The organism is Streptomyces luteolifulvus, assembly GCF_008806595.1.
Lineage (GTDB): Bacteria > Actinomycetota > Actinomycetes > Streptomycetales > Streptomycetaceae > Streptomyces > Streptomyces luteolifulvus.
The window spans coordinates 64,904-88,097 of sequence record NZ_VZRB01000001.1 but is presented as its reverse complement, the minus strand read 5'-3'; the positions used below and the strand labels follow the sequence as shown (position 1 = coordinate 88,097).

General features: G+C 71.2%; 25 protein-coding genes. 14 read left to right on the top strand and 11 right to left on the bottom strand.

All coding sequences use genetic code 11. The features are described from left to right. The first annotated feature begins 23 nt into the window (after window positions 1-23). Entirely contained in the window at window positions 24-1,631 is a 1,608-nt protein-coding gene (locus tag F7R91_RS00425; RefSeq protein WP_150943219.1) for a serine/threonine-protein kinase, read from the top strand. 3 nt (window positions 1,632-1,634) lie between these two features. On the opposite strand, the gene F7R91_RS00420 is transcribed toward F7R91_RS00425, so the two are convergent. After that, the gene (locus tag F7R91_RS00420) at window positions 1,635-2,441 is read right to left on the bottom strand and encodes an SGNH/GDSL hydrolase family protein (protein WP_150943217.1); all 807 of its coding nucleotides are present in this window, start codon (window positions 2,439-2,441) and stop codon (window positions 1,635-1,637) included. 569 nt (window positions 2,442-3,010) lie between these two features. Here F7R91_RS00420 and F7R91_RS00415 point away from each other — a divergent pair. From F7R91_RS00415 to F7R91_RS00385, 7 genes are all read left to right on the top strand, one after another. Further along, entirely contained in the window at window positions 3,011-3,832 is an 822-nt protein-coding gene (locus F7R91_RS00415) for a glycosyltransferase family 2 protein (RefSeq protein ID WP_150943215.1), read from the top strand. Between the two features lie 11 nt (window positions 3,833-3,843). Next, window positions 3,844-4,824 (top strand): glycosyltransferase family 2 protein, encoded by a 981-nt coding sequence (locus F7R91_RS00410; protein WP_191971312.1) that lies wholly within the window; start codon window positions 3,844-3,846, stop codon window positions 4,822-4,824. Further along, window positions 4,821-5,627 carry a polysaccharide deacetylase family protein gene (locus tag F7R91_RS00405; protein WP_191971293.1) on the top strand — a complete coding sequence of 269 codons (807 nt, stop codon included), beginning with the start codon at window positions 4,821-4,823 and terminating at the stop codon, window positions 5,625-5,627. The genes F7R91_RS00410 and F7R91_RS00405 overlap by 4 nt, the downstream gene beginning before the upstream one ends. Before the next feature lie 40 nt (window positions 5,628-5,667). Further along, on the top strand, window positions 5,668-5,865 hold the full coding sequence (locus F7R91_RS00400) for a hypothetical protein (RefSeq protein ID WP_150943210.1): 198 nt from the start codon (window positions 5,668-5,670) through the stop codon (window positions 5,863-5,865). Between the two features lie 40 nt (window positions 5,866-5,905). Continuing rightward, the gene (locus F7R91_RS00395) at window positions 5,906-6,103 is read left to right on the top strand and encodes a hypothetical protein (protein WP_150943210.1); all 198 of its coding nucleotides are present in this window, start codon (window positions 5,906-5,908) and stop codon (window positions 6,101-6,103) included. Window positions 6,104-6,252: 149 nt separating this feature from the next. Beyond that, a complete protein-coding gene (locus F7R91_RS00390) occupies window positions 6,253-7,347 on the top strand; it encodes a DUF5925 domain-containing protein (protein WP_150943208.1) in 1,095 nt (364 codons plus the stop codon). A gap of 15 nt (window positions 7,348-7,362) precedes the next feature. Then, complete coding sequence (locus tag F7R91_RS00385) at window positions 7,363-8,133, top strand: DUF72 domain-containing protein (protein ID WP_150943206.1); 771 nt, start codon at window positions 7,363-7,365, stop codon at window positions 8,131-8,133. A 50-nt stretch (window positions 8,134-8,183) separates the two neighbouring features. Here F7R91_RS00385 and F7R91_RS00380 read toward each other — a convergent pair whose 3' ends face one another. Then, the gene (locus tag F7R91_RS00380) at window positions 8,184-8,555 is read right to left on the bottom strand and encodes a GntR family transcriptional regulator (protein WP_191971292.1); all 372 of its coding nucleotides are present in this window, start codon (window positions 8,553-8,555) and stop codon (window positions 8,184-8,186) included. A 71-nt stretch (window positions 8,556-8,626) separates the two neighbouring features. On the opposite strand from F7R91_RS00380, the gene F7R91_RS00375 reads away from it, so the two are divergent. Next, window positions 8,627-9,556, top strand: a complete 930-nt coding sequence (locus F7R91_RS00375) for a GNAT family N-acetyltransferase (RefSeq protein ID WP_150943201.1) — start codon at window positions 8,627-8,629, stop codon at window positions 9,554-9,556. Then, a complete protein-coding gene (locus F7R91_RS00370; RefSeq protein ID WP_150943199.1) occupies window positions 9,537-10,037 on the top strand; it encodes a DUF402 domain-containing protein in 501 nt (166 codons plus the stop codon). Before F7R91_RS00375 ends, F7R91_RS00370 begins: the two co-directional genes overlap by 20 nt. On the opposite strand, the gene F7R91_RS00365 is transcribed toward F7R91_RS00370, so the two are convergent. Then, window positions 10,034-10,663, bottom strand: a complete 630-nt coding sequence (locus F7R91_RS00365; RefSeq protein ID WP_150943197.1) for a class I SAM-dependent methyltransferase — start codon at window positions 10,661-10,663, stop codon at window positions 10,034-10,036. The genes F7R91_RS00370 and F7R91_RS00365 overlap by 4 nt on opposite strands. A 139-nt stretch (window positions 10,664-10,802) precedes the next feature. On the opposite strand from F7R91_RS00365, the gene F7R91_RS43755 reads away from it, so the two are divergent. Next, window positions 10,803-10,937 (top strand): hypothetical protein, encoded by a 135-nt coding sequence (locus tag F7R91_RS43755; protein ID WP_150943195.1) that lies wholly within the window; start codon window positions 10,803-10,805, stop codon window positions 10,935-10,937. 9 nt (window positions 10,938-10,946) lie between these two features. Here F7R91_RS43755 and F7R91_RS00355 read toward each other — a convergent pair whose 3' ends face one another. The 3 genes from F7R91_RS00355 to F7R91_RS00345 all read right to left on the bottom strand — a co-directional run bounded on the left by F7R91_RS00355 (window position 10,947) and on the right by F7R91_RS00345 (window position 12,536). After that, window positions 10,947-11,408: a GNAT family N-acetyltransferase gene (locus F7R91_RS00355; protein ID WP_408055996.1), complete on the bottom strand. Its 462-nt coding sequence runs from the start codon at window positions 11,406-11,408 to the stop codon at window positions 10,947-10,949. A gap of 25 nt (window positions 11,409-11,433) precedes the next feature. Next, the gene (locus tag F7R91_RS00350) at window positions 11,434-12,147 is read right to left on the bottom strand and encodes a DsbA family protein (RefSeq protein WP_150943194.1); all 714 of its coding nucleotides are present in this window, start codon (window positions 12,145-12,147) and stop codon (window positions 11,434-11,436) included. A 173-nt stretch (window positions 12,148-12,320) separates the two neighbouring features. Next, complete coding sequence (locus F7R91_RS00345) at window positions 12,321-12,536, bottom strand: hypothetical protein (protein WP_150943192.1); 216 nt, start codon at window positions 12,534-12,536, stop codon at window positions 12,321-12,323. Window positions 12,537-12,958: 422 nt separating this feature from the next. On the opposite strand from F7R91_RS00345, the gene F7R91_RS00340 reads away from it, so the two are divergent. Continuing rightward, window positions 12,959-13,981: a lytic polysaccharide monooxygenase auxiliary activity family 9 protein gene (locus F7R91_RS00340; RefSeq protein WP_150943189.1), complete on the top strand. Its 1,023-nt coding sequence runs from the start codon at window positions 12,959-12,961 to the stop codon at window positions 13,979-13,981. Between the two features lie 103 nt (window positions 13,982-14,084). On the opposite strand, the gene F7R91_RS00335 is transcribed toward F7R91_RS00340, so the two are convergent. Together F7R91_RS00335 and F7R91_RS00330 are read right to left on the bottom strand one after the other, a co-directional pair. After that, window positions 14,085-14,945 (bottom strand): esterase/lipase family protein, encoded by an 861-nt coding sequence (locus F7R91_RS00335; protein ID WP_150943187.1) that lies wholly within the window; start codon window positions 14,943-14,945, stop codon window positions 14,085-14,087. A gap of 195 nt (window positions 14,946-15,140) precedes the next feature. After that, complete coding sequence (locus F7R91_RS00330) at window positions 15,141-15,587, bottom strand: MarR family winged helix-turn-helix transcriptional regulator (RefSeq protein ID WP_150943185.1); 447 nt, start codon at window positions 15,585-15,587, stop codon at window positions 15,141-15,143. Window positions 15,588-15,684: 97 nt separating this feature from the next. On the opposite strand from F7R91_RS00330, the gene F7R91_RS00325 reads away from it, so the two are divergent. Further along, window positions 15,685-16,059 (top strand): cupin domain-containing protein, encoded by a 375-nt coding sequence (locus F7R91_RS00325; RefSeq protein ID WP_150943183.1) that lies wholly within the window; start codon window positions 15,685-15,687, stop codon window positions 16,057-16,059. A gap of 3 nt (window positions 16,060-16,062) precedes the next feature. Here the strand turns inward: F7R91_RS00325 and F7R91_RS00320 are convergent, their stop codons facing one another. Continuing rightward, complete coding sequence (locus tag F7R91_RS00320; RefSeq protein ID WP_150943181.1) at window positions 16,063-17,037, bottom strand: DNA polymerase Y family protein; 975 nt, start codon at window positions 17,035-17,037, stop codon at window positions 16,063-16,065. Then, the gene (locus tag F7R91_RS00315; RefSeq protein ID WP_150943179.1) at window positions 17,034-20,474 is read right to left on the bottom strand and encodes a DNA polymerase III subunit alpha; all 3,441 of its coding nucleotides are present in this window, start codon (window positions 20,472-20,474) and stop codon (window positions 17,034-17,036) included. Before F7R91_RS00315 ends, F7R91_RS00320 begins: the two co-directional genes overlap by 4 nt. A gap of 153 nt (window positions 20,475-20,627) precedes the next feature. Between F7R91_RS00315 and F7R91_RS00310 the strand changes: the two genes are divergently transcribed. Next, the gene (locus F7R91_RS00310) at window positions 20,628-21,701 is read left to right on the top strand and encodes a DUF3533 domain-containing protein (protein WP_150943177.1); all 1,074 of its coding nucleotides are present in this window, start codon (window positions 20,628-20,630) and stop codon (window positions 21,699-21,701) included. A 191-nt stretch (window positions 21,702-21,892) separates the two neighbouring features. Here F7R91_RS00310 and F7R91_RS00305 read toward each other — a convergent pair whose 3' ends face one another. After that, window positions 21,893-22,975, bottom strand: coding sequence for a S1 family peptidase (locus tag F7R91_RS00305; RefSeq protein ID WP_150943175.1), 1,083 nt, complete (start codon window positions 22,973-22,975; stop codon window positions 21,893-21,895). Window positions 22,976-23,194 lie beyond the last annotated feature (219 nt).

The following is a 23,194-nucleotide window of genomic DNA, read 5'->3' as shown; positions in this document are numbered from 1 at the left end:
GAAGGCGAAATGGGGGAGCGCTCGTGTCCGAAGAACCGGGCAGTGAACGTCTGATCGCCGGCCGCTACCGTCTTCTCGCCCCGCTCGGCGAGGGCGGCATGGGAACCGTGTGGCGCGCCCGCGACGAGGTGCTGCACCGCGAGGTGGCCGTCAAAGAGGTGCGCGCCCCGGCCGGGCTGCCGGCCGGTGATGTCGAGCGGATGTACGCCCGGCTGGAGCGCGAGGCGTGGGCGGCTGCCCGGGTCGCCGACCGCAATGTGGTGACGGTGTACGACGTGGCCACCCAGGACGGCCGCCCCTGGATCGTGATGGAGCTGGTCCCCGGCCTGTCCCTGGCCGATCTGCTGGACGCGGAGGGCCCGCTCGATCCCCGGCGCGCAGCGCACATCGGTGCCGAGGTGCTCGCCGCGTTGCGGGCCGCCCACGCGGCAGGGGTGCTGCACCGGGACGTGAAGCCGGCCAACGTCCTGTTGTCGAACGACGGCCGGGTGGTGCTCACCGACTTCGGGATCGCCATGGTCGAGGGCAGTTCCGCGCTGACCATGACCGGCGAGGTCATCGGCTCGCCCGAGTTCCTCGCGCCGGAACGGGCGCTGGGCCGTACGCCGGGTCCCGAGTCCGACCTGTGGTCGCTCGGTGTGCTGCTGTACGCGGCGGTCGAGGGCAACTCCCCGTTCCGCCAGAACACTCCGCTCAGCACCCTGCGCGCGATCGTCGACGAGGAGCTGCCGCCACCGCGCCGGGCGGGTCCGCTCGCCCCGGTGATCGAGGGTCTGCTGCGCAAGGACCCGGCCGAGCGGCTGCCGGCCGACCGGGCCGAGCAGGATCTGCGGATCGTCGGCGCGGGCGGCTCGCCCCGGGCCGACACGGTGCGGACGACGCCGTACACACCGACGTTCGCGGGTCATCCGGAGCAGCCGTCGCCGACGCCCCCGATGCCGCTGCCGACCGCGAGGACGCAGCGCTCGCCCGTCGCGACGACCACTCCGACGACGGCCGGACCGGACCGCAACCGCCGGGCGGCCGTCGTGCTGGTCGCCGGCCTGGCCGCGCTGGCGCTGGCGATCGCCGGGCTGACGTACGCCCTGCTGAACCGCGACGACGGCGGGAACGGCGGCACTGCGAGCAAGAGCAGGAGCGCCGGGGTGAGTTCGACCCCCGCGACCGAGGAGAGCACACCGAAGGGCGGGGGCCCCGCCCCCTCCCCCAGCAAGAGCTCCGGCCCGTCGAGCGCTCCGCCGCAGACCGTCGGGGTCAGCGTGACCGGCGCGCACACGGACTACTCCGGCACCTGCCCCCCGCCGAGCGGTCAGGCACCGGCGTTCACGGCGACCATCACGGTGGGCCGGCTGCCGGCGCAGGTGAGCTATCGGTGGGTGTCGCGGGACGGCCAGGTCATGGATCAGGGCTGGAAGACGTTGTCCTTCCCGGCGGGCGGCGGGCGGACCCAGCAGGATCAGGCGTTCGTGACGACGTACGACGAGACCGGGACGTTCCGGAACGCGATCAGTGTCGAGGTACGGGACCCGGTGCGCACGACCTCCAACGAGGTCCCGTTCTCGGTGACCTGTGTGGCGGAGACCCCGACGGGCGGGGCCTCCCCCTCTGGTTCCGCTTCTCCGACCTCCTGAGTCTCAGTCGAGGCTGCTCAGCACGGGCAGATAGCCGCCGGACTGGCCGCCCGCGGTCGGGTGGTACGACTCGCCGATGTTGAGCCAGTTGAGGCTGTGCAGCCAGGAGCTGCCGGAGCAGATCTCATGACCGGTGAAGGTGGTGCGGACGTCGCCGTAGGCGTAGCCGTGGTTCGCGGCCCGCTTGGCGATGGCGGTGTCGAGGTAGTCGGCCGCGTCGTTGATCGCCTTCCGCTTGGTCTCGGACAGGCCGACGCAGGTGGTGCCGAGCTTGTAGAAGCGGGGGTAGCCGAGTACGACGACCCGGGCGGACGGTGCCTTGGCGCGGATCGCCGAGTAGACGCTGTCGAGCTTGCCGGGGAGCGTCGAGTCGACGTACGCCTTCGCGGTGGCGATCCGGGACAGGCAGGAGCTGTTGGACTGGAGCACGCAGGTCGTCATGACGTCGGAGAAGCCGGCGTCGTTGCCACCGATGGAGATGGAGACGAAGGCGGTGGCGGAGTTGAGCGGGCCCAGCTGACCGGACAGAACATCACCCGTACGAGCGCCCGAGCAGGCGGTGAAGGCGAACGACGAGGGTGAATGGGCGGCGGCCCAGAGGTAGGGATAGGCCTTCGTGCTGCGCTTGCAGTCGCCGCTGGAGCCGATGTAGCTGCCCGCGCCGACTCCGGAGGAGTAGGAGTCGCCGAGGGCCACGTACCCGCCGGTTGCGGCGAGTTGGGACGCCTGTGCCGCGGTGGTCCCGGTGAGGACGGCACCGGCGGCAAGGAGGAGTGAGCTGACGTATGCGAAAAGTCGGGAACGTCTCATGGAACCTCCCTTTAGCAGGATCTCTGCCACAACCGTCGTAGCAATCACCTGTGTTGACGGGAAGTGTCCATGCCAAGACTTTTCGGCTCTTTCGGTACTTGACGGCCCGCACGGGGCTGCGCGACATGGACGCGCCTTCGCCCGTGCCGTCAAACGGATGGGGGAAATCCGGTCAAGGTGGGGAGAATCACCACGCTGTAACGGTCAAATCAACGAAAACGTGAGGCCTTGTTCCAGGTCTTGCCATAAGTGCTCAATCATCAATACCGTCGTACATCTCACCCGCATCGGTCCGTCAGCAAGCGGCTCAAGGGGAGGGCTCAAGGACCGCGACGGAACCCGGCGCGGGGCGCGGTAGGGGGGTGCCGTGCTCGGTGACCGCACAGGTGACCGAGTCGTGCCGCGAGACCGGCTGCCGTTGTCCGGCAGACGGCCAGCTTTGCCAGCTCACCCGACGTGCACGGAGAACCCTTCCGTCATGACCTGGGTGAGAACCCCCCTTTCGAACCGGGACACAGAACCGGGCCGCCCAGGGGCGGGCGGTCCACCGGACGAGAGGGACCAGACTCATGAGCTCAGTTCTGCATCCGGCGACCACCGGACACAGTCCGTCCATGGCCGCCAAGTACCGGCCGATCTCCTCTCACCTGGCCATCGCGCCGCCGGTGAGCGTGGTGATCCCCGCCATGAACGAGGCGGAGAATCTTCCGTACGTCTTCAAGACCCTTCCGGGCTGGATCCATGAAGTGGTCCTCGTGGACGGCAACTCCACCGACGCGACCGTGGAGGTCGCCCGCGAACTCTGGCCCGACGTCAAGGTGGTCGAGCAGCGAGGCAAGGGCAAGGGGGATGCGCTGACCAGCGGTTTCGAGGAGTGCACCGGCGACATCATCGTGATGGTCGACGCGGACGGCTCGGCCGACGGCAACGAGATCGTGTCGTACGTCTCCGCCCTCGTCTCGGGCGCGGACTTCGCCAAGGGCTCCCGCTTCGCCAACGGCGGCGGCACCGACGACATGACGCCCATCCGCAAGCTCGGCAACTGGGCACTGTGCACGGCCGTCAACCGCAAGTTCGGCGCCCGCTACACCGATCTCTGCTACGGCTACAACGCGTTCTGGCGGCACTGCCTGGACAAGATCGACCTCGACTGCACCGGCTTCGAGGTCGAGACGCTGATGAACATCCGCGTCGTCAAGGCGGGGCTCAAGGTGCAGGAGATTCCCAGCCACGAGTACCTCCGCATCCACGGCACCAGCAATCTGCGTGCCGTGCGGGACGGGCTGAGAGTGCTCAAGGTGATCCTCAAGGAACGCTCCAACCGGCGCGCCCTGCGCCGCCGCGAGCAGCACTCCCCGATGCTCGACCCGGTCCGGGGAGAGGCGTCTTGAGCGAGCCCGGCATGCTCGGCATCTCGGTCGTGATCTGCGCCTACACCGAAGACCGCTGGCAGGACATCCTCGCGGCGGTCTCCTCCGTACGCGCACAGTCCCGGCCCGCGCTGGAGATCCTGCTGGTCGTCGACCACAACCCGGCGCTCCTGGACCGGCTGGCCAAGGAGTACAAGGAAGCCGGCGAGGTGCGGGCGCTCGCCAACGCGGGCCCGCGCGGCCTGTCCGCCGGCCGCAACACCGGGATCGCCGCCTCCCGCGGCGAGGTGATCGCCTTCCTCGACGACGACGCCGTGGCCGAACGCGACTGGCTGCGCCACTTCGCCGACGGGTTCGCGGACCCGCAGGTCGTGGCCGTCGGCGGGCGTACGGTGCCGATCTGGGCGTCCGGACGCCGGCCCGCCTGGTTTCCTGAGGAGTTCGACTGGGTGGTGGGCTGCACCTACCGGGGCCTGCCAGCGGGCCGGGTCCGGGTGCGCAACGTGCTCGGCGGCAACGCCTCGTTCCGCCGTGCGGCGTTCGACGCGGCGGGCGGCTTCGCGACCGGCATCGGACGCGACGGCGACAAGCGCCCGCTGGGCTGCGAGGAGACGGAGCTGTGCATCCGCCTCAGCCGCGCCCGGCCCGAGGCGGTCCTGCTGATCGACGACCGGGCGGTGATCCACCACCGGGTGCCCGCGGCGCGCGAGCACTTCGGGTACTTCCGCACCCGCGCCTACGCCGAGGGCCTGTCGAAGGCGCTGGTGGCCCGGAGCGTCGGCGCCGGCAAGGGACTTGAGTCGGAGCGCCGCTACACCACCCGGGTGCTGCCGGCCGGGGTGGCGCGCGGGTTGCGGGACGTCCTGCTGGCCCGGCCGGGCGGCGCGGGCCGGGCGGGCGCGATCGTCGCCGGGGTGCTCACGGCGGCGGGCGGCTATGTGGTGGGCAGCGTCCGGGCGCGCCGGGGCGGCGTCGCCTTCTCGTCGGCCCCGATCGAGAGGACCGGCCCATGAGTGAAGCGCCGGTGCCGATCCTCATGTACCACTCGGTCGCGGCCGGTCCGAACGACGCCACACGTGATCTCTCGGTGGCCCCGGAGGCCTTCGCGCGGCAGCTGTCGCTGATCGCGGACCTGGGCTTCGCCCCGGTCGGCACCGCCGCGCTGGCCGCCCACTGGCGCTCGGGAAGTCCGCTGCCCGAGCGGCCGGTCCTGATCACCTTCGACGACGGCTACGAGGGCGTGCACCGGCACGCCCTCCCCGCGCTCGCCGAACACGGCTTCGCGGCCACCCTGTTCGTCACCACGGGCTGGCTGCGCGGCCCGCACGACACCGGCGGCGGCCTGGACACCATGCTGGACTGGGACCAGGTCCGCGATCTCGTCGCGGCGGACGTGGAGATCGGCGGCCACAGTCACACCCATCCGCAGCTCGACCGGCTCGACGACACCGGGCTGCGCTCCGAGCTGATCCTCTGCAAGGAGATCGTCTCGGACGAACTGGGCACCGTCCCGGCCTCGTTCGCCTACCCCTACGGCTACTCCAGCCGCCGGGTGCGGGAAGCGGTGCGCGAAGTGGGGTACGCCCAGGCGCTCGCGGTCGGCAACGGCCTGGCCCGCCGCCGGCAGGGGCCGTACGCCCTGCGGCGCGTCACGGTGCGCCGCAGCACGGGCATCGCGGAGTTCGAACGACTGCTCCAGGGGCGAGCGATCGCCCGGACCTTCGCCAAGGACCGTGCGCTCACCAAGGGATATGCCGTGGCACGCAGAACACGCCAGGCCGGCCGAACGGCCATCCGCTCCCTCGTCCACGCCTGACCACGGCCCACGGCCACCGGAACGACGACGGCCCAGACCCGTGCCACCCGCGCCCGATGGCGGGCGGCACGGTCCCGGGCCGGAGCGGCGCTGCGGGCACGCCGCCGAACGACTGCTCCAGGAGCGAGCGATCGCCCCGAACTTCGCCAAGGACCGTGCGCTCACCAAGGGATATGCCGTGGCACGCAGAACACGCCAGGCCGGCCGAACGGCCATCCGCTCCCTCGTCCACGCCTGACCACGGCCCACGGCCACCGGAACGACGACGGCCCAGACCCGTGCCACCCGCGCCCGATGGCGGGCGGCACGGTCCCGGGCCGGAGCGGCGCTGCGGGCACGCCGCCGAACGACTGCTCCAGGAGCGAGCGATCGCCCCGAACTTCGCCAAGGACCGTGCGCTCACCAAGGGATATGCCGTGGCACGCAGAACACGCCAGGCCGGCCGAACGGCCATCCGCTCCCTCGTCCACGCCTGACCACGGCCCACGGCCACCGGAACGACGACGGCCCAGACCCGTGCCACCCGCGCCCGATGGCGGGCGGCACGGTCCCGGGCCGGAGCGGCGCTGCGGGCACGCCGCGGAAACCGCGTGCACCGGGCGGCGCCGTGCCGGATCATGGCGGCATGTCTGCGAACCCACACGACGCTCTGCCGATCCGGCTCAACGTCGACGACAGCGACTCGCCGTCCGATGTCGTCGACGCGCTGTTCCTCGGCCGCTTCGCGACGGGCGAGCAGCCGTACTCGCACGCGGCCAACATCGACCGCGTACGGTCCGGGGCCACCCTCATGCCCCCGGGCGCCCGCGTGTTGCGCATCGCCCGCGACGACGACCGCAGCGCCACGCTGGCCGAGGGCGACGGCTGGACCCTGCTGATCTCCCGCTGGAACCGGGGCGCCGACATCACGGTGACGGCGACCAGCGCCGAACTGGCCGCGAAGATCCTCGACCAGGCCACGGACGGCGCGGCGGACGAGCCCGAACCGCAGCCGGAGAACGTCACGATGGGCTTCTGGTACGTGTCCCCGAGACGCGGCCCGCACCGCACCACCCGGCAGATCTCCGCCGGGACGTGGGACGAGGTCCGCCCCAACTACACCGCGCCGGTGGCGGATGCGATGGACCGTCTGATGAAGACGACCCCGCAGGACATCGCCGGCCGGCTGCTGCTTCTGCACGGCCCGCCGGGCACCGGGAAGACCTCGGCGCTGCGGACACTGGCCCGTTCCTGGCGGGACTGGTGCCAGGTGGACTGCGTGCTGGACCCGGAGCGGCTGTTCTCCGACGTCGGCTATCTGATGGACATCGCGATCGGCGAGGAGGACGCGGCGGGAAAAGGACGTTGGCGCCTGCTGCTCCTTGAGGACTGCGACGAACTGATCCGCGGCGAGGCCAAGCACACGGCGGGGCAGGCCCTGTCGCGGCTGCTGAACCTGACCGACGGCCTGCTCGGCCAGGGCCGCAACGTCCTCGTCGGCGTCACCACCAACGAGGACCTGGAGCGCCTCCACCCCGCCGTCGTCCGCCCCGGCCGCTGCCTGGCCCGCATCGAGGTGGGCCCGCTCACCCGTCGGGAGGCGGTCACTTGGCTGGGCACGGAGGAGGGAGTGGGCCGCGAGGGCGCGACCCTGGCCGAGCTGTACGCGCTGCGCCGGGGCACCTCACCGACATCGCTGCCGGAGCCGCGGGGCGGGGCGGACGCGGGGCTTTATCTGTAGTGCTTTGATGGACGTATGACCCTGTTCGTCGGAACCTCGGGGTGGCAGTACAAGGACTGGCGGGACCTGGTGTACCCCGCCGGGGTTCCGACGCGGCTGTGGCTGGAGGAGTACACACGGCTCTTCGCCACCGTGGAGATCAACAACGCGTTCTATCGTCTGCCGACGAAGGAGAACTTCGAGTCCTGGCGCGACCGCGTGCCCGCGGACTTCGTGGTCGCGGTCAAGGCCAGCCGGTACCTCACCCACATCAAGCGCCTGAAGGACCCCGAGGAGCCGGTGCACCGCCTGATGACCCACGCGGAGGGCCTCCACGACCGGCTGGGACCGGTCCTGCTCCAGCTCCCGCCGACCCTGCGCGCCGACCCTGGCCTGCTGGACGCCTGCCTCGGCTGCTTCCCCTCCGGCACACGGGTCGCCGTCGAGCCCCGCCACGACTCCTGGTGGACGCCCGAGGTCCGCAAGGTACTGGAGTCCCGGCGGGCCGCCCTGTGCTGGGCCGATGTCCAGGCCCGGCCCGTGGCCCCGCTGTGGCGGACCACCGACTGGGGCTACGTCCGCTTCCACGAGGGCCGCGCCCAGCCATGGCCGCGCTACGGCCGGCGCTCCCTGGACACCTGGATCGACCGCATCGCCACGACCTGGTCCGACGCGGAGGACGTGTACGCGTACTTCAACAACGACCCGGGCGGCGCGGCGGTGAAGGACGCGGTGACGTTCGGAAGGGCGGCGGCGAGGGCGGAACTGACGGTGACCCGCATTCCGGAGCTGACGGCACGCAGCTGAAGCATTCTGCGTGCCCCGCCGGTCACTTTCCCGAACCCTCCTCGGGCCCCTCAATCCTCCCCGTAGGCCGCCCGCAGGGCATCCCGCACGGCGGCGAGCGCATCCCCCTCAGTAAGCCCGAGCCGCCGAACCCGCTCCACATAACTCTGCGCGGCGGCGGCAGCCTCCCGCTCCGCCGCCGACCCCGCCGCAGCGACGAACGTTCCGTTGCGCCCCCGCGTCTCGATCACCCCGTCCGTCTCCAGAGCCCGGTACGCCTTGGCGACGGTGTTCGCGGCGAGCCCGAGCGACTCGGCCAGTCCGCGCACCGTCGGCAGCCGGTACCCCACCGGCAGCACCCCCGACCGCGCCTGCTCGGAGATCTGCGCGCGCACCTGCTCGAACGGCGGGGCACTGTCATCGATGTGGATCTTCAAGGTCACGGGGTGATTGTCCCGCACCCGCCGGAAAATGAGAGGCAACCCGGTGTGCCACCCCCGTAGCGTGCGCCCACATGACAGTGATCGTGCGCGACCTGCGTCCCGGAGTCCCGGCCGATGCCGAGGCCTTCGCCCGCGTCCGAACCCTCGCCCTGCCGTTCTTCCTGCTCACCCCGGACTCCCTCGCCTACGACCTCGCCCACGCCCACCCCGACTCCCACTACCGCCCTCTCGTCGCGGAGGAGGACGGCGAGGTGATCGGCACCGCCCAGGTCGGCCTGGTCCACGACAGCCCGGAGCCCGGCCAGGGCTACATCAATGTGTATGTGCACCCGGAGCGGACGCGGCGCGGCGCCGGCGCGCTCCTGGCCCGGGCCGCCGAGGAGCACCTGGCCGGGCTGGGCGCGACCAGGCTCTTCACCTGGGTCCTGGACGAGCCCGGAAACCGGGTCTTCGCCGAACGGCACGGCTACCGTGCCCGCCGCTCCGCGCACTTCCTCCGCCTCGACCTGGCGAACGGCACACTCCCGCCGCTCCAGAACCCCCCGCCGGGCGTGGAGCTGCGCACGGCCGCCGACTTCGCGGACGATCCGCGCCCGTTGTTCGAGCTCGACGCTCACACCCTGGCGGACGAACCGAGCGACATCGACCGCGAGTTCACCGATTACGAGGCGTGGCTGGAGGAGACCTGGCGCCATCCGCTGCTCAGCCTCGACCTGACGTCGGTCGTGGTCGCCGACGGCCGCCCCGCCGCCTTCAGCGCGGCCCGCACGGACGGCGCCGCGCGCTATGGCACCGTGATGACCGGAACCGCCCGCGACCACCGCGGCCGGGGCCTGGCGAAGCTCGCCAAGAACGCCTCCCTGCACCGCGCCCGGGCCGCCGGATTCACGGAGGCGTTCACGGGCAACGACGCCGGAAACGACCCGATGCTCGCGATCAACAAGTGGTTCGGCTACGAGATCTGTGCGACGGAGGTGCAGTATGCCCGCGAACTCGGCTGAGCCGACGGCACGCGTGGACGTCGTCCTCGTCAAGGCGGGCCGTACGAAGATCCGCTACGCGGCCGAGCTGCTCGAGGACGACGGCACCCGCATCGCCGTCCGTGCGCCCTGGGCGGGCGACGGCGTCCGGGACTTCGGCTTCGTGCGCTTCGAGTCCGGCGACGTCTTCACCGAGTACTACTGGCGCGACCGCTGGTACTCGGTGAAGGAGGTCCGGGACGCCGCAGGCAGGCTCAAGGGCTGGTACTGCGACATCACCCGCCCCGCCAGGCGCACCGGCGCCGAGCTCGTCGCCGAGGACCTCGACCTGGACCTGTGGCGCTCCGCCGACGGCACGGACGTACGCCGTCTGGACGAGGACGAGTTCGCCGAGAGCGGCCTCGCGCAGACGGACCCGCAGGCCGCGGCCGCCGCGGTGGCCGCCCTGGACGAGCTGGAGTCGCTGGCCCGCGGAAGCGGCTTCGAGACGCTGCTCGCCTAGGGCGTGCCCGCGCCCGTGACCGCCACGACCGCGTACCGCTCGTCCGGCACGTCCCTCCCCCACAGCAGCGCGTCGCCCGACAGCCGGTCCACGCGCACGTCCCCGGCGAGCGGGGCGAGCAGGCCGGTGAGCCGGTCCGCCGGTATGCCGACCGGGCTGAGCGTCCCCCACACGCCCTCGACCAGCACGAACCGCCCTCCGGGCCGCAGCAGCTCCCGCCAGTGCCGTAGCACACGCCCGGGGTCGGGCAGCGCCCACAGCACATGCCGTACCAGCACGACGTCGAAGCGCTGCTCCCCCACCGGAGGCGCCGCCGCGTCACCGACCAGGAACGCGGCGTCACGCCCGGCGAGCTTCGCCCGGGCGAGGTCGACCATGGAGGGCGAGCTGTCCACGCCGGTGACCCGGTGCCCCTGCTCGGCCGCGAGGAGCGAGAGGCTGCCGGTGCCGCAGCCGAGGTCGAGGACGTCCGCGGCGCGCCCGGGCAGCCAGGAGCGCAGCCGGGCGGCCCAGGCCCGGCGTACCTCGGGGTCGCGCAGCCCGTGGTCCGGCTCGTCGTCGAAGGAGGCGGCGAGGGCGTCCCAGTCCTCGTCCGCCCAGGTCGGTCCGGTCTCTTCGTTCGTCATGGGCCCCAGAGTGACACCCGCCACTGACAGTCGAATCGTGACAGCCGCCACTGACAGACGTGGACCGATGAGGAACTCTCGCCGAAAGGGTCTACCTCCGTGAGAACACGGAACCCGGTAGTCCTGTGAGGAGGCAGCCATGCGCCGTACGACAGTGCAGAGGCCCCTGAGGAAGACGGACGCCCGCCGGGTCCGCGAGGAGGCCGAAGAGCGTCCTGCCGGGCGGCCGGAGGTCCGCAAGGACATCGCACGGACATGGTGGCCGGACGGCTGACCTCCTGGTTCAGCCCAGCCGCTTGCGGTAGTGGAGCCGGTCGTAGGGCCCGTCCGCACGACCCTCCACGAGCTCGTACCCGTACTTGGGGTAGATCCTCTGGTTCTCCCACATCATCGCGTTGGTGTAGAGCCTGACCTCGCACAGACCCAGCGCACGCGCGCGTGCGTCCACGAAGTGCAGCAGCCGCCGCCCCACGCCCCGGCCGTGTACGTCGGGGTGGACGGCGATGCTGTCGAGGAACAGATGGTCCGCGCGGGCCTCGATCACGACCAGCCCGATCACCGGCTCCCCGATCACGAACACCCGCCCCGCAGCCACGTTCGCCGCGTGGTCCGCCTCCATGGGCTTGGGCACCACCCCGATGCGCTCGATGTAGTGACAGTAGGCGGCATCGGTCACGGCTTTCACGACCGGCACATCGGCGTCAACCGCCGGCCGAATCTCCCCGCCCGGCATTCCCTGTGTCATGCCATGACCGTACCTACCTGATCGCTTACAGAGTGGTGTCCTCCCACTCCCCTGGCTCATCGTGGATCTTCCGCAGGAGTTCGGCGAAGGCATCGCCATAGAAGAGCAGGCCGTTGTACTTGTCCGGGATCCGCTTGTCGTTGATCACGACGGTGGGTGTCCCCGTGCCTCCGGCCCGCTCGTAGGCTTTCTCGGACGCAGTCACGAAGGCGCGGTACTTCATGGATCTCACGGCCGCGTCAAACGCCCGACCGCGCAAGCCCTCCACCTTGGCAGCCAATTCCAGCAGATGGGCATCTGTGAAACCGTCGAAGCTCTCCTCAGGCTGGTTGGCGTAGAGCACCTCGTGATACTCCACGAACTTGCCCTCCTCCAATGCGGCTCGCAGCGCGTTGACCGCCTTCTTCGAGCCGCTGCCGCCGAGCCGGTCATCCAGGAAGGACGCCAGGGTGTACTCGGTTCTCACCCGATGATCGAGCATGGCCTCCTGGAGCCTCGGGCCGCCGCCGGTGGTCTCGAACTCCTCACAGACTGGACAACGGGGATCTTCAGAGAGTTGCACCCTCGTCTCCGCGTCGGGATCTCCCACCGTGATGGTGGTGCCGTCCGAACCGAGCGCTTCCGGCAACCTTTCTGCGCTCGCGAACCTGGGCCTGGCGTCCGCCGGCCGCTGTCCGCACCCTGCAACCAATAGCACTGCGACCGCGCACAGCACTGCCCACCGACCCCGACGCACCATGCTGGTGTACCTCCCCCTGGGAACAGCGAACTTTAGATCATCCGTACGACAGCAGCACCACCGATGCAGCCCCGCCTCGGCGCAGGTGGGCCCGCAGACGACGACCGCTGCCCGCGCCCGATGGAGGTGCGGCCGGGGCGGAAAGCGGTCGGTGCGGTGCGGGTTCGGGTGTGTCAGTTCTCGTGGACGCGGAGCGAGCCGCGGACCACAAAACCGTCATCCGACCCGTCCGAGACGAGCAGCGTGGTGTATCTGGACCGATGTCTGTCCGGGATGTCCACGAATCCGTCGATGCCGGCGGTGGCCGTGTCGGGGGCGAGGGAGATCAGGAGTTCGGGATACTGGGACTTCAGCTTCAGGCCCAGGACGTCCAGGAACTCGATCTCCACCGTCCCATCAAGTCCCCCTCTCGGGCGCGCCCGCAGCACGAGGCGGCGATGGGACACCTGGTAGGACCAGAGCTTGATTCCTTCGCGGAAGACCCGGCCACGGCACCTGCGGACCCAGGGCGCCGCAGAAGCCCGCGATAGTTCCCAATTGCATGGACACATAGGCGCCGCCGGGAGCCAACCGAGGCGTCCGGCCGCGGACGAACCCGGACTGCCACGGACTGTAACTCTGCTCGGGCGCAGATGGCCCCAGGGGATTCCTCCTCCTCTTCCTGAGCCCCCAGTTAGCCCTCCCTTAACGCGACCATAAGGATCTCCATCACCCGCCTCCAGCAGGCGATTTCGCGGTTTCTTGGGGCTAGCTTGCTGATACCCCCACGGGATTCAGCCCCGCTTCAAGGACCGTTTCGAGGAGTTCCCCCATGCCCTCACGCCGCAAGGTCGCCACGATCGCCGCCCTCGGCGCGACCCCGCTCGCGCTCACCGCGCTCACCGCGCTCGTCGGCGCGCCCGCGTTCGCGCACGGTTCGACGGGTGATCCGGTGAGCCGGGTCTCGCAGTGCTACGCGGAAGGGCCCGAGAGCCCGAAGTCCGATGCCTGCAAGGCGGCCGTCGCGGCCGGCGGTACGCAGGCGCTGTACGACTGGAACGGCATCCGCATCGGCGACGCCGGCGGCCGGCACCGGGAGCTGATCCCGGACGGCAAGCTGTGCAGCGCGAACAACGAGGAGTTCAAGGGCCTCGACCTGGCCCGCTCGGACTGGCCGGCGACGAGTGTGAGCAGTGGTTCGAACACCTTCAAGTACCGTGTGACGGCGCCGCACAAGGGCACCTTCAAGGTGTACCTCACCAAGGCAGGCTACGACCCGGCAAAGCCGCTGGCCTGGGACGACCTGGATCTGAAGCACCCGGTGGCGACGGCCAAGGACCCCGTCGCTGCGGGCGGCTTCTACACGTTCTCCGGCACCCTGCCCGAGCGTTCCGGCAAGCAGCTGCTGTACGCGATATGGCAGCGCTCGGACAGCCCGGAGGCGTTCTACTCCTGCTCGGACGTCACCTTCGGCGGCAGCGCCGGCACGGGAAGCGGCAGCGGGAGCGGCACGGGAAGCGGCACCTCGGCTGCTCCGACCGCCTCCGCGCCCTCCGAGGAGCAGATCGAGGACGGTACCGACAAGTCGACCGTCGAGCACGGCGGTCACGGCGACGACGACGCCAGTACGTCGGCGAAGCCCACCGCCGAGGCGGCCGCCGCCAACGAGCCGAAGGCGGCGGGGAACACGGAGAAACTCGCCGAGGAGTCCGAGCAGAACCTCGCCGAGACCGGGGGCGACAGCAGCACGCCGTACATCGCAGTGGGCGGCGCGGCCGCCCTCGCGCTGGGTGCGGCGACCCTGTTCGCCTCGGTCCGCCGACGGGCGGCCGCCACCGGACGGCGCGGGCGCTGACACCGGTCGGCTGAACAGACTCCGGGGCCTGTCCGGCGGCTCAGGCCGGACAGGCCCCGTTGATATGTCGGTTCAGCTGCCAGTCGATGCGTCGGCCGATGCGTCAGTCGAAGACCGACGCGCAGGTGGTGGCCTTGGCGTGCGCCGGGTCGAGGGCGTTCACCACCTCGTGGAAGGCGATCCGGTCGAACAGCCCGATCGCCGCGTGCTCCGAGAGATCGATCGGGCACAGGTCCTGGAGCACGACGTTGCGCACACCGGGCCCGTCGAGGAACTGGCTCCGGTACGGCGTGACCACCTCGTCGTACTTGGTGGCGAGGACGGTGTAGCGGACGCCGGGCACGGTGTCGCCGCCCTCGTTGAGCTTGGTGAGGAAGGCGGAGCCGGCGACCTGGTCGGCGAGGGCGGGGGTGGCGGTGGTGAGCAGGTCCTCGGCGCCGGGGAAGTACGGCAGCAGCTTGGTGAAGCCGTTCAGCGTGGTGCCGTGGTTGCTGGGCGCGATACCGACGAGGGCGTTCACCTTGGCGGCTCCGCCGAGGAACTTGAGGTAGTAGCGGGGCATCATGCCGCCCTGCGAGTGGCCGACGAGGTCGGTCTCGGCGGCGCCGGTGGCGCTGAGCACCTTGTCGACGAAGGTCTTGAGCTGCTCTGCCGACTTGTCGATCGGGCCGAGGCCGTAGAAGAGCGGGACGCCGGGCAGCTGGCCGTAGTCGAACGAGAAGACGCAGTAGCCGCGGTCCTTCAAGTAGGGTGCGAAGGCCAGCCAGTTGTCGACGGAGTTGGCGAGGGTGCCGTGCACGAGGACGACGGGGCGGGGGTGCGCGGCGGAGGGCTTGCAGGAGTAGTTGTTCCAGCCGCTGGTGGGGGCGTCCGCCGCTTGGGCGGCCGTGGCGGGAACAGTGGCGACTGCTGCGGTCAGCAGCAGTGCGGCGAGTGGTCTGAGCACTCGCTTCCAGGGCAGCATCGTGTGATCTCCTTGCGGCTCATGGGGAATTGCCAGGGAGGTGCGACGGCCTTACGCCCTGTGATCCGGATCACGAGGATGCTGTTCACATGTCAAGTTACGGGTGAGTAGCCCCGACGTGAAGTTACGCGTCAGTAAAAACTTCCAGTGATAGCTAAAGGCGGCCGTGACCTGCGGTCATTCACTGACGAACCATCACCAGGCGGGCTTGAGAGGACCATAGGGTGCGATGCGCACCAACTGGTCGCGCAGCGCCCGCACTTCACGCTCACCCAGCAGTGCGACCCATGCCCGCACGGCATCCGCCGCCGCCTCCTCGGCCGCCCGGGTGCACGCCCACCCCCGCTCGGTCAGCACGACCAGCCGGGCCCGCGCGTCTTGGGGATGCGGCCGGCGCTCGGCATAGCCCTTGCGCACGATCTCGTCGACGAGCTGACTCGCCGCCTGCTTGGTCACCCCGAGATGGGCCGCGAGGTCGGTGACGGTCGCCCCGTCCGGAGCGAGCCGGGCGAACGCGAAGCCGTGCGCGGGCCGCAGCCCCTCGAAGCCGCGGGCGACCACGCCCTCGTTGATGCGCTGGGTGAGCTCACCCGCGACGGCGAGCAGGGCGGCGGACAGGCCCATGGCCTCGGAGTTCTGCACGCCTGCATTGAAACACCCTTGACGAACCGGTCAAGCAGCTTGACCATAGGAAACAGTAGTCAAGTAGCTTGACCATTTGCCTGCAGGAGGCACCCTCATGCCCGTCATCCGCTCGTCGGAGGCCGTCACCCACGAGATTCACGGCGCCCGCTTCGTCTCGTACGCCACCCCGCTCACCGGCAGCAGGGAACTCTGCGCCTGGCGGGGCGAGATCCCGGCGGGAACGAAGGCCCCCGCCCACACCGTCAACCGGGAGGAGATCTTCCATCTGCTCAGCGGCGAACTTCTGATCACCCTCGACGACCGCACCCATCGCGTCATCGCCGGCGACACGGTGATCGTCAATCCGGGAGCCACGCTCGCCGTCGAGAACCCGACGGCCGAGGTCGCGCTCTCCTGGGTCACCACGTCCATCGGCCTGGAGGCGGAACTGGCCGACGGCACCCGCATCACTCCCCCGTGGGCCAATTGAGACTCACGCCGCCAGCGCCCCCGGCATCACCGCCCGCGGCCCGAACTTCGCTCGCGCGCGGTCCGCGACCTCCTCGATGCGGCGGACTTTCTCGTCGGCGGGGTCGAAGGTGAGCTGGTGGGAGGCCTGTTCGGCGGGGCCGAGACCCTCGGCGCGCAGGACGATCGCGCGGACGCGGGCCCGCTGGAGGCCGAGCGCCTCGTACATGCCGTAGGCGGCCCTCGTCAGCGCCGCGGAGTGCGCGGTCGGCTCCTTGAGGGTGCGGCTGCGGGTGGTCGAGGAGCGGTCGGCGTAGCGCACGGTGAGGGTCAGGGTGCGGCAGACCTTGTCCAGGGCGCGCAGCCGGGCGCCCAGTTCCCCGGCGGCGGACAGAAGGGCGCGGCGGTGCCGGTCCCGGTCCAGTTCGTCACGGTCGAAGGGGCGTTCGGCGGCCAGGGAGCAGGAGGTGGCATTCGGTACGACCCGGCCGCGGTCGATGCCGTTCGCCTTCTCGTGCAGCTCACGGCCCGCCTTCGCGCCGACCAGGCGCTGGACCGTGGACAGGGGCGCGGCGGCGACCCGGCCGAGGGTGTCGAGACCGTACTCGCCCAGCGTGCGGGCGGTCGCGGTGCCGACGCCGGGGAGCGCGGCGACGGGCCGGCCGGCGAGGAACTCCACGATGCCGTCCGGCTCTTCGGGGACCGCGCAGATCACCCCGGGCTCGGCGTCGCACAGCGCCATACGGGCCAGCATCGGGCCCGGCCCGGCGCCGATCACACAGTCGACCCCGTGGAGCGCGAGCGCCCGTACCCGGATCACGGACGCCAGCTCGACCGCGCTGCGCCCGAAGTACCGTTCGGCGCCCCGCAGATCGGCCAGCGCCCGGTCCGGCGGCAGCGCCTCGATGACGGGCGTGAACTCCTCGAGCAGCCCGAGCAGCCCGGGCAGGGCCGCCTCGTACGTCGGAGGCAGCTGAAAACGTACGCAGAGGATGGTCATCCCGCACTCCCCGGACTCTGGTGCCACAACTTCCGTGTCTTCGCGGGCTCTTCGCCCGCCGGGCGCAGATCGGCCCATGGATGCAGTTCGTATCCGGTGGGCATCTGGATTCGCCGGCCTCCCGTCGAGTCGCCGGTCCCTTCCGGCATGGGTTCCGCAAGGCGCGCCGCCACCGCGTCGAGGCCGTGTTCGTCCCGCAGTTCGACCAGTTCGGCGAGGTTCCAGGCGGCGGCGCCCACCACGCTGAGGCTGCGCGGGCCGCGGCGCTGCACCACCCCGCGCACCAGCAGCAGCCAGGAGTGGAAGACGGTGTGGGCGCAGGCGTCGTGGGAGTCGTCGAAGAAGGCGAGGTCGACCAGGCCGGTGCCGTCGTCCAGGGTGGAGAAGATGACCCGCTTGCCGGACCGGATCGGCGGGGTCTGGGTGGCCGCCTTGGCGCCCGCGACCAGGACCGTCTCCCCGTGCCGGGCCTCGCGCAGCCGGCGCGCCGACACCACGCCCAGCTCGTCGAGGAAGGCGCGGTGATCGTCCATCAGATTGCGTGAGGCGTCCATGGACAGCACGCCCAGCTCGGCGCTGAGCCGCTCCGCGGAGGAGAGGTCGGGCAGTCCCGCCGGGGCGGTCTTCCGGCCGCCCGCCAGCGGGAGCTGGCCGCCTCCCGCGCCCCGGGCGCCCCGGTGCAGCTCGGTCAGGTGCAGTTGCAGATCACGGCGGTTGGCGCCGAAGGCGTCCAGCGCACCCACCTGTGCGAGCCGCCCGGCCAGCGGCCGGCTCGGCCGGGCACGTTCCCAGAAGTCGAGGAGCGAGGCGTACGGCTGCCCGTCGGCGATCCGCGCCGCCTCGGCCTCGCTGATGCCGTGCACGTCGGAGAGGGCCAACCGCAGTCCCCACACCCCAGATTCAGACACCAGTTCGATACGATGGCCGACCGCCGACCGGTTCACGTCCAGCGGCAGGATCGGCACCCCGCGCCGCCGCGCGTCCGCCAGCAGCAGCCGCTTCGGGTACATCCCGGGGTCGTGCGTGAGCAGTCCCGCGTAGAAGGCGGCCGGGTGGTGCGCTTTCAGCCACGCCGACTGGTACGTCGGTACGGCGAAGGCGACCGCGTGCGCCTTGCAGAAGCCGTAGGAGCCGAAGGCCTCGATGATCTCCCAGGTCCGCTGAATCGTTTCCGCGTTGTATCCCTTCGCCGCCGCGTGCTGCGCGAACCACACCCGGATCCGCCCCTGCGACTCCGGGTCGGACAGCCCGCGCCGCACCCGGTCCGCCTCGTCCCGCCCGCAGCCGGTCATGATGTCGACGATGTGGATGATCTGCTCGTGGAAGACGACGACTCCGTACGTCTCCTTCAGCGGCTCCGCCAGATCCGGGTGCGGGTACCTGATGGGCGCCCGCCCGTGCCGGGCCTCGATGAACGGCCGCACCATGTCGGCGGCGACCGGCCCGGGCCGGAAGAGGGAGATGTCGACGACGAGGTCGTGGAAGGTGGCCGGCTGAAGCCGCCCCACCAGGTCCCGCTGGCCCGGCGACTCGATCTGGAAGCAGCCCAGCGTCTCGGCGGAACGGATGAGCCCGTACGTCGCCGGGTCGCCCGGCGCGAGGGAGTCCAGATCGATCCGCTCCCCCGTCGCCCGCTCCGTCTCCGCGACCGCGTGCGCCATGGCCGACTGCATCCGCACCCCGAGCACATCGAGCTTGAGCAGCCCGAGGTCCTCGACGTCGTCCTTGTCGAACTGCGACATGGGGAACCCCTCGCCGCTGGTCGGCACGACCGGCGTACGGGCGAGGAGGGAGGCGTCGGAGAGCAGGACCCCGCACGGGTGCATGGCGACCCCGCGCGGGAGGGCGTCGAGGGCCTCGACCAGCTCCCAGAACGTCCCGTACCGCTCCCCTTCCCGCTGGAACTCCTCCGCCAGCCGGCGCAGTTCGGGCAGTTCCTCCAGCGCCGCGCGGGCGTCGCGGGCGCGGATGTGCGGGAAGGACTTGGCGGTGCGGTCGATGTCGGCCGGGTCCATGGACAGGGCCGCGCCCACGTCACGGATCGCGTGGCGGACCCGGTACGTCTCCGGCATCGAGACCGTCGCCACCCGCTCGGTGCCGAACCGGTCGATGATCGCGCGGTAGACCTCCAGCCGGCGCGCGGACTCCACGTCGATGTCGATGTCGGGCAGGACCAGGCGGCGCTTGGACAGGAAGCGCTCCATCAGCAGCCCGTGCTCGACGGGGTCGGCGTGGGCGATGCCGAGGAGGTGGTTGACCAGCGAGCCCGCGCCGGAGCCGCGCGCGGCGACACGGATGCCCATGTCCCGTACGTCGTCCACCACTTGAGCGACCGTCAGGAAGTAGGAGGCGAAGCCGTGGTGGGCGATGATGTCCAGCTCCTGGTGCATCCGCTCCCAGTAGGCGCGCCGGGTGTCGTAGCCGCGGAGCACCATCCCCGCCGCCGCCCGGGAGGCGAGCGTCCGCTGGGCGGTGCGGCGGCCGGCGCCGACGAGATGCGGCTCGGGGAAGTGGACGGTGCCGATGCCGAGGTCGTCCTCGGGGTCGACGAGGCACTCGGCGGCCGTCGCCCGGGTCTGTTCCAGCAGCCGGTGGGCGGTGTCGCGCCGGTAGCCCGCGGCCTCGACGACCCGCTCCGCCACCTGGAGCATGGCGCCCGCGTCCTTGAGCCAGGCCTCGCCGGAGTCCAGTTCCCCGGCGGTGTCGACGGGCACGAGCCGGCGGGCGGCGTCCAGGACGTCGGCGACCGGGCCCGCGCCGGGGTCGGCGTACCGGACGGCGTTGCTGAGCACCGGCCGGACGCGCTGCTCGGCGGCGAAGCCGACGGTACGGGCGGCCAGGCGCAGGGAGCCGGGGCCGGTGCCCTTGCGGCCGTGCCAGACGGCTTCGAGGCGCAGGGCGTCGCCGTAGGTCTCCCGCCAGGGGACGAGGAGCCGGGCCGCGCGGTCGGGGCGGCCCGCGGCGAGCGCGCGGCCCACGTCGGAGGCCGGGCCGAGCAGGACGGTCAGACCGTCTCCCCGGTTGGCGGCCCGGGGCAGCAGGGGCGTGCCCTCTCCCGCATGGGCCGCGGTGACGATCCCGCACAGGTCGGCCCAGCCACGGGCGCCGTCCCGGGCGAGGAAGGTGACCCGGGGTGTCGACTCGTCGATGAAGGCACCTCCGCGCACGGGGACACGGCGCCTTTCCCCGCCCGCGGGCCCGTCTCCTCGTGCGGTCCCGGACTCCGCCACCGCCAGCTCGGCGCCGAACAGCGGGCGGATGCCCGCCTTCGCACAGGCCTTGGCGAAGCGGACCGTGCCTGCGAGGTTGTCGCGATCGGTGAGGGCGAGGGCGTCCATGCCCCGTTCGGAGGCGCGCTCGGCCAGCCGTTCCGGGTGGGAGGCCCCGTAGCGCAGGGAGAACCCGGAGACGGTGTGCAGATGCGTGAAACCCGGCACACGCACCTCCCGCACTCGTGAGCCCGACCAGCTCTCGAACATTTGTTCCCAGCTACCTCACCCCCACCATAGACCAATTTTCGAAAGCGTGTGCGACATCCGTTCGGGCCCGTCCCACCTGCGCAAACACACCTCAACCCGGACGGTGGGGACATGACACAACCCCCCGCCGACGGCACTCGTCGCGACTCCCTCCTCGCCGAGGTGAAGGACGCCGTCACCCTGCGGGCCACGCTGCTCGTGACCGGGGTGGTCACCCTCCAGCTGCTGTTCATCGCCTCCTACATGGGGGCGCTGCACAACCCGAAGCCCCGGGACGTGCCCTTCGGGGTCGTCGCGCCCCGGGCCGCGGCCGAGCAGGCGGTGGACCAGCTGGAACGGCTGCCCGGCGATCCGCTGGACCCGCGCACGGTGGCCGATGCGGCGACGGCGCGGAACCAGATCACCGACCGGGACATCGACGGCGCGCTGATCATCGACCCGGCCGCCACCACGGACACCCTGCTGGTCGCCTCCGGCGGCGGCCGGGCCCTCTCCAACACGCTGATCACCCTCACCACCGCGCTGGAGAGGCCCCAGGGGCGTGCGGTGCGGACCGTCGACGTGGCGCCGTCCGGCACCAAGGACCCCAGCGGGCTCTCGTCCTTCTATCTGGTCGTCGGCTGGTGCGTGGGCGGCTATCTGTGCGCGGCGGCGCTCGCGATGAGCGCGGGCGCGCAGCCTTCCGACCCGCAGCGCGCGGTGATCCGGCTGGCGGTGATGGCGCTGGTGGCGATCGTCGGCGGGCTCGGCGGGGCGGTCATCGCGGGTCCGGTCCTGGACGCGCTGCCGGGCAGCACGGCGGCCCTGTGGGGGCTCGGTGCACTGATCGTCTTCGCGGTCGGCGCGGCCACCCTCGCGTTCCAGGGCCTCTTCGGGACCATCGGTGTCGGGCTGGCCATCCTGCTCGTGGTGATCCTGGGCAACCCGAGCGCGGGCGGCGCCCTGCCGCTGCCGCTGCTGCCGCCGTTCTGGCAGGCGATCGGCCCGGCACTGCCGCCGGGCACGGGCACCTGGACGGCGCGCTCGATCGCGTACTTCGACGGCAACGACGTCGCCGTCTCGCTGCTGGTGCTCTCGGCCTGGGCGCTCGCGGGCGTCGTGATCACACTGCTGGCGGCGGCGCTACGGCGGAAACAGCGGCCGGCCCGAGACCCGTCCGCACCGCCGGCCCGACCAACGGACTGAGACCCGTCCGGACCGACGGACTGAGACCCGACCGGACCGACGGGCTGAGACCCGACCGGACCGTACGACGCGGACACCCGGACCATGCGACGCGGAACACCCGGACCGTACGACGCGAAAGTCCCGCCCCCGGCGTGCGGGGCGGGACTTCGCCGGGCCGTGAGACCGGGGTCTGTGGTGCGGGGCGGCCGTCAGCCGATCTGGGCGCCGAAGGCCGAAAGCGCCTCGGTGACCGGCTGGAAGAAGGTCTCGCCGCCCGAGGTGCAGTCGCCGCTGCCGCCGGAGGTGAGGCCGATCGCGTTGCTGTCCGAGAAGAGCGAGCCGCCGCTGTCACCGGGCTCGGCGCAGACGTCGGTCTGGATCAGGCCGTTGACGATGTCGCCGTTGCCGTAGTTCACGGTGGCGTCCAGACCGGTGACCTTGCCGTCGTGCACCTGGGTCGTCGAGCCGCTGCGGGTGACCTGCATACCGACGGTGGCCTCGGCCGCGCCGGTGATCTGCTGCGCGGAGCCGTTGTAGAGGTTGACCTCGCTCGGGTGGTCCACCTCCGCGGTGTACTTGACCAGGCCGTAGTCGTTGTCCGGGAAGCTGGACTGCTCGTTCTTGCCGATCTCCTTGCCGCTGGAGTCCGACCAGGTGGAGATGGACTCGGTGCAGTGCCCGGCGGTGATGAAGTACGGCGCGCCGTCCTTGACCACGTTGAAGCCGAGCGAGCAGCGGCCCTGTCCGTCGGTGATGGCGTCGCCGCCCGCGATGAAGGGCTTGAACTCCCCCTTCGTACGCTGGAGTTCGGCCATCGGGCCGAGTCCGTCGACAACCTTGGTCAGCTCGGCCCACTCGGCCTTCGAGACCGTGCGGTCGGCGGTGACGACGACCTTGTTGGTCTGCGGGTCGGTCATCCAGGAGGTGCCGGGGATGGTGGCGTCCTGCTTGAGGGTGCTGCGGGCGCTCTTCAGCTCGGCGAGGGAGTTCTCGACGACTCTGGCCTTGGCACCGGCCGCCTCGACCGTCTCGGCGGCAGCCTCGTCGAGCACGTTGACCACGAGGTTCTGGGTCTTTGCGTCGTAGTACGTGCCCGCCGAGTCGGCGCCGAGGTCCTCGCCGAGCGCAGAGGCGAGCTTTCCGGCCGCCGCGACCGAAAGGGTCTGGGGCGCCGCGGTCTTCGTGGGCTCGCTGGCGTTCGCAGACTGGAAAGTGACTCCCGCGGCCACCAGTGCGGCGATTCCCGCACCTGCGACGGCGGCCCGCCGCTTGGGTATGCGTCGGTGCTTCAACTCGGGTCCTCCTGTGGGGGGTCGGTCCGGGAGGATTGTGGGGACCTCACGGACCGGAAGGCAGGGTTGACGAGCACCTACTCTTCCGAACTCCCCAGGGAGCGCACAAGGTTGACTTCAGGACGCGCGTAGAACGCGACCGCACTCCCCCTCCTGTTTGACCAGCCACGGTCGTTCCAGGCGGATTCGCGCTGCAAACACTACGTGCGAGTAACCCGT

Bases quoted from the DNA above. Each gene is read 5' to 3' on its own strand.
- F7R91_RS00420 (WP_150943217.1), bottom strand. From the start codon at position 2,441: ATGAGACGTTCCCGACTTTTCGCATACGTCAGCTCACTCCTCCTTGCC.
- F7R91_RS00415 (WP_150943215.1), top strand. From the start codon at position 3,011: ATGAGCTCAGTTCTGCATCCGGCGACCACCGGACACAGTCCGTCCATG.
- F7R91_RS00410 (WP_191971312.1), top strand. From the start codon at position 3,844: ATGCTCGGCATCTCGGTCGTGATCTGCGCCTACACCGAAGACCGCTGG.
- F7R91_RS00405 (WP_191971293.1), top strand. From the start codon at position 4,821: ATGAGTGAAGCGCCGGTGCCGATCCTCATGTACCACTCGGTCGCGGCC.
- F7R91_RS00390 (WP_150943208.1), top strand. From the start codon at position 6,253: ATGTCTGCGAACCCACACGACGCTCTGCCGATCCGGCTCAACGTCGAC.
- F7R91_RS00385 (WP_150943206.1), top strand. From the start codon at position 7,363: ATGACCCTGTTCGTCGGAACCTCGGGGTGGCAGTACAAGGACTGGCGG.
- F7R91_RS00375 (WP_150943201.1), top strand. From the start codon at position 8,627: ATGACAGTGATCGTGCGCGACCTGCGTCCCGGAGTCCCGGCCGATGCC.
- F7R91_RS00370 (WP_150943199.1), top strand. From the start codon at position 9,537: ATGCCCGCGAACTCGGCTGAGCCGACGGCACGCGTGGACGTCGTCCTC.
- F7R91_RS00365 (WP_150943197.1), bottom strand. From the start codon at position 10,663: ATGACGAACGAAGAGACCGGACCGACCTGGGCGGACGAGGACTGGGAC.
- F7R91_RS43755 (WP_150943195.1), top strand. From the start codon at position 10,803: ATGCGCCGTACGACAGTGCAGAGGCCCCTGAGGAAGACGGACGCCCGC.
- F7R91_RS00355 (WP_408055996.1), bottom strand. From the start codon at position 11,408: ATGACACAGGGAATGCCGGGCGGGGAGATTCGGCCGGCGGTTGACGCC.
- F7R91_RS00350 (WP_150943194.1), bottom strand. From the start codon at position 12,147: ATGGTGCGTCGGGGTCGGTGGGCAGTGCTGTGCGCGGTCGCAGTGCTA.
- F7R91_RS00340 (WP_150943189.1), top strand. From the start codon at position 12,959: ATGCCCTCACGCCGCAAGGTCGCCACGATCGCCGCCCTCGGCGCGACC.
- F7R91_RS00335 (WP_150943187.1), bottom strand. From the start codon at position 14,945: ATGCTGCCCTGGAAGCGAGTGCTCAGACCACTCGCCGCACTGCTGCTG.
- F7R91_RS00325 (WP_150943183.1), top strand. From the start codon at position 15,685: ATGCCCGTCATCCGCTCGTCGGAGGCCGTCACCCACGAGATTCACGGC.
- F7R91_RS00320 (WP_150943181.1), bottom strand. From the start codon at position 17,037: ATGACCATCCTCTGCGTACGTTTTCAGCTGCCTCCGACGTACGAGGCG.
- F7R91_RS00310 (WP_150943177.1), top strand. From the start codon at position 20,628: ATGACACAACCCCCCGCCGACGGCACTCGTCGCGACTCCCTCCTCGCC.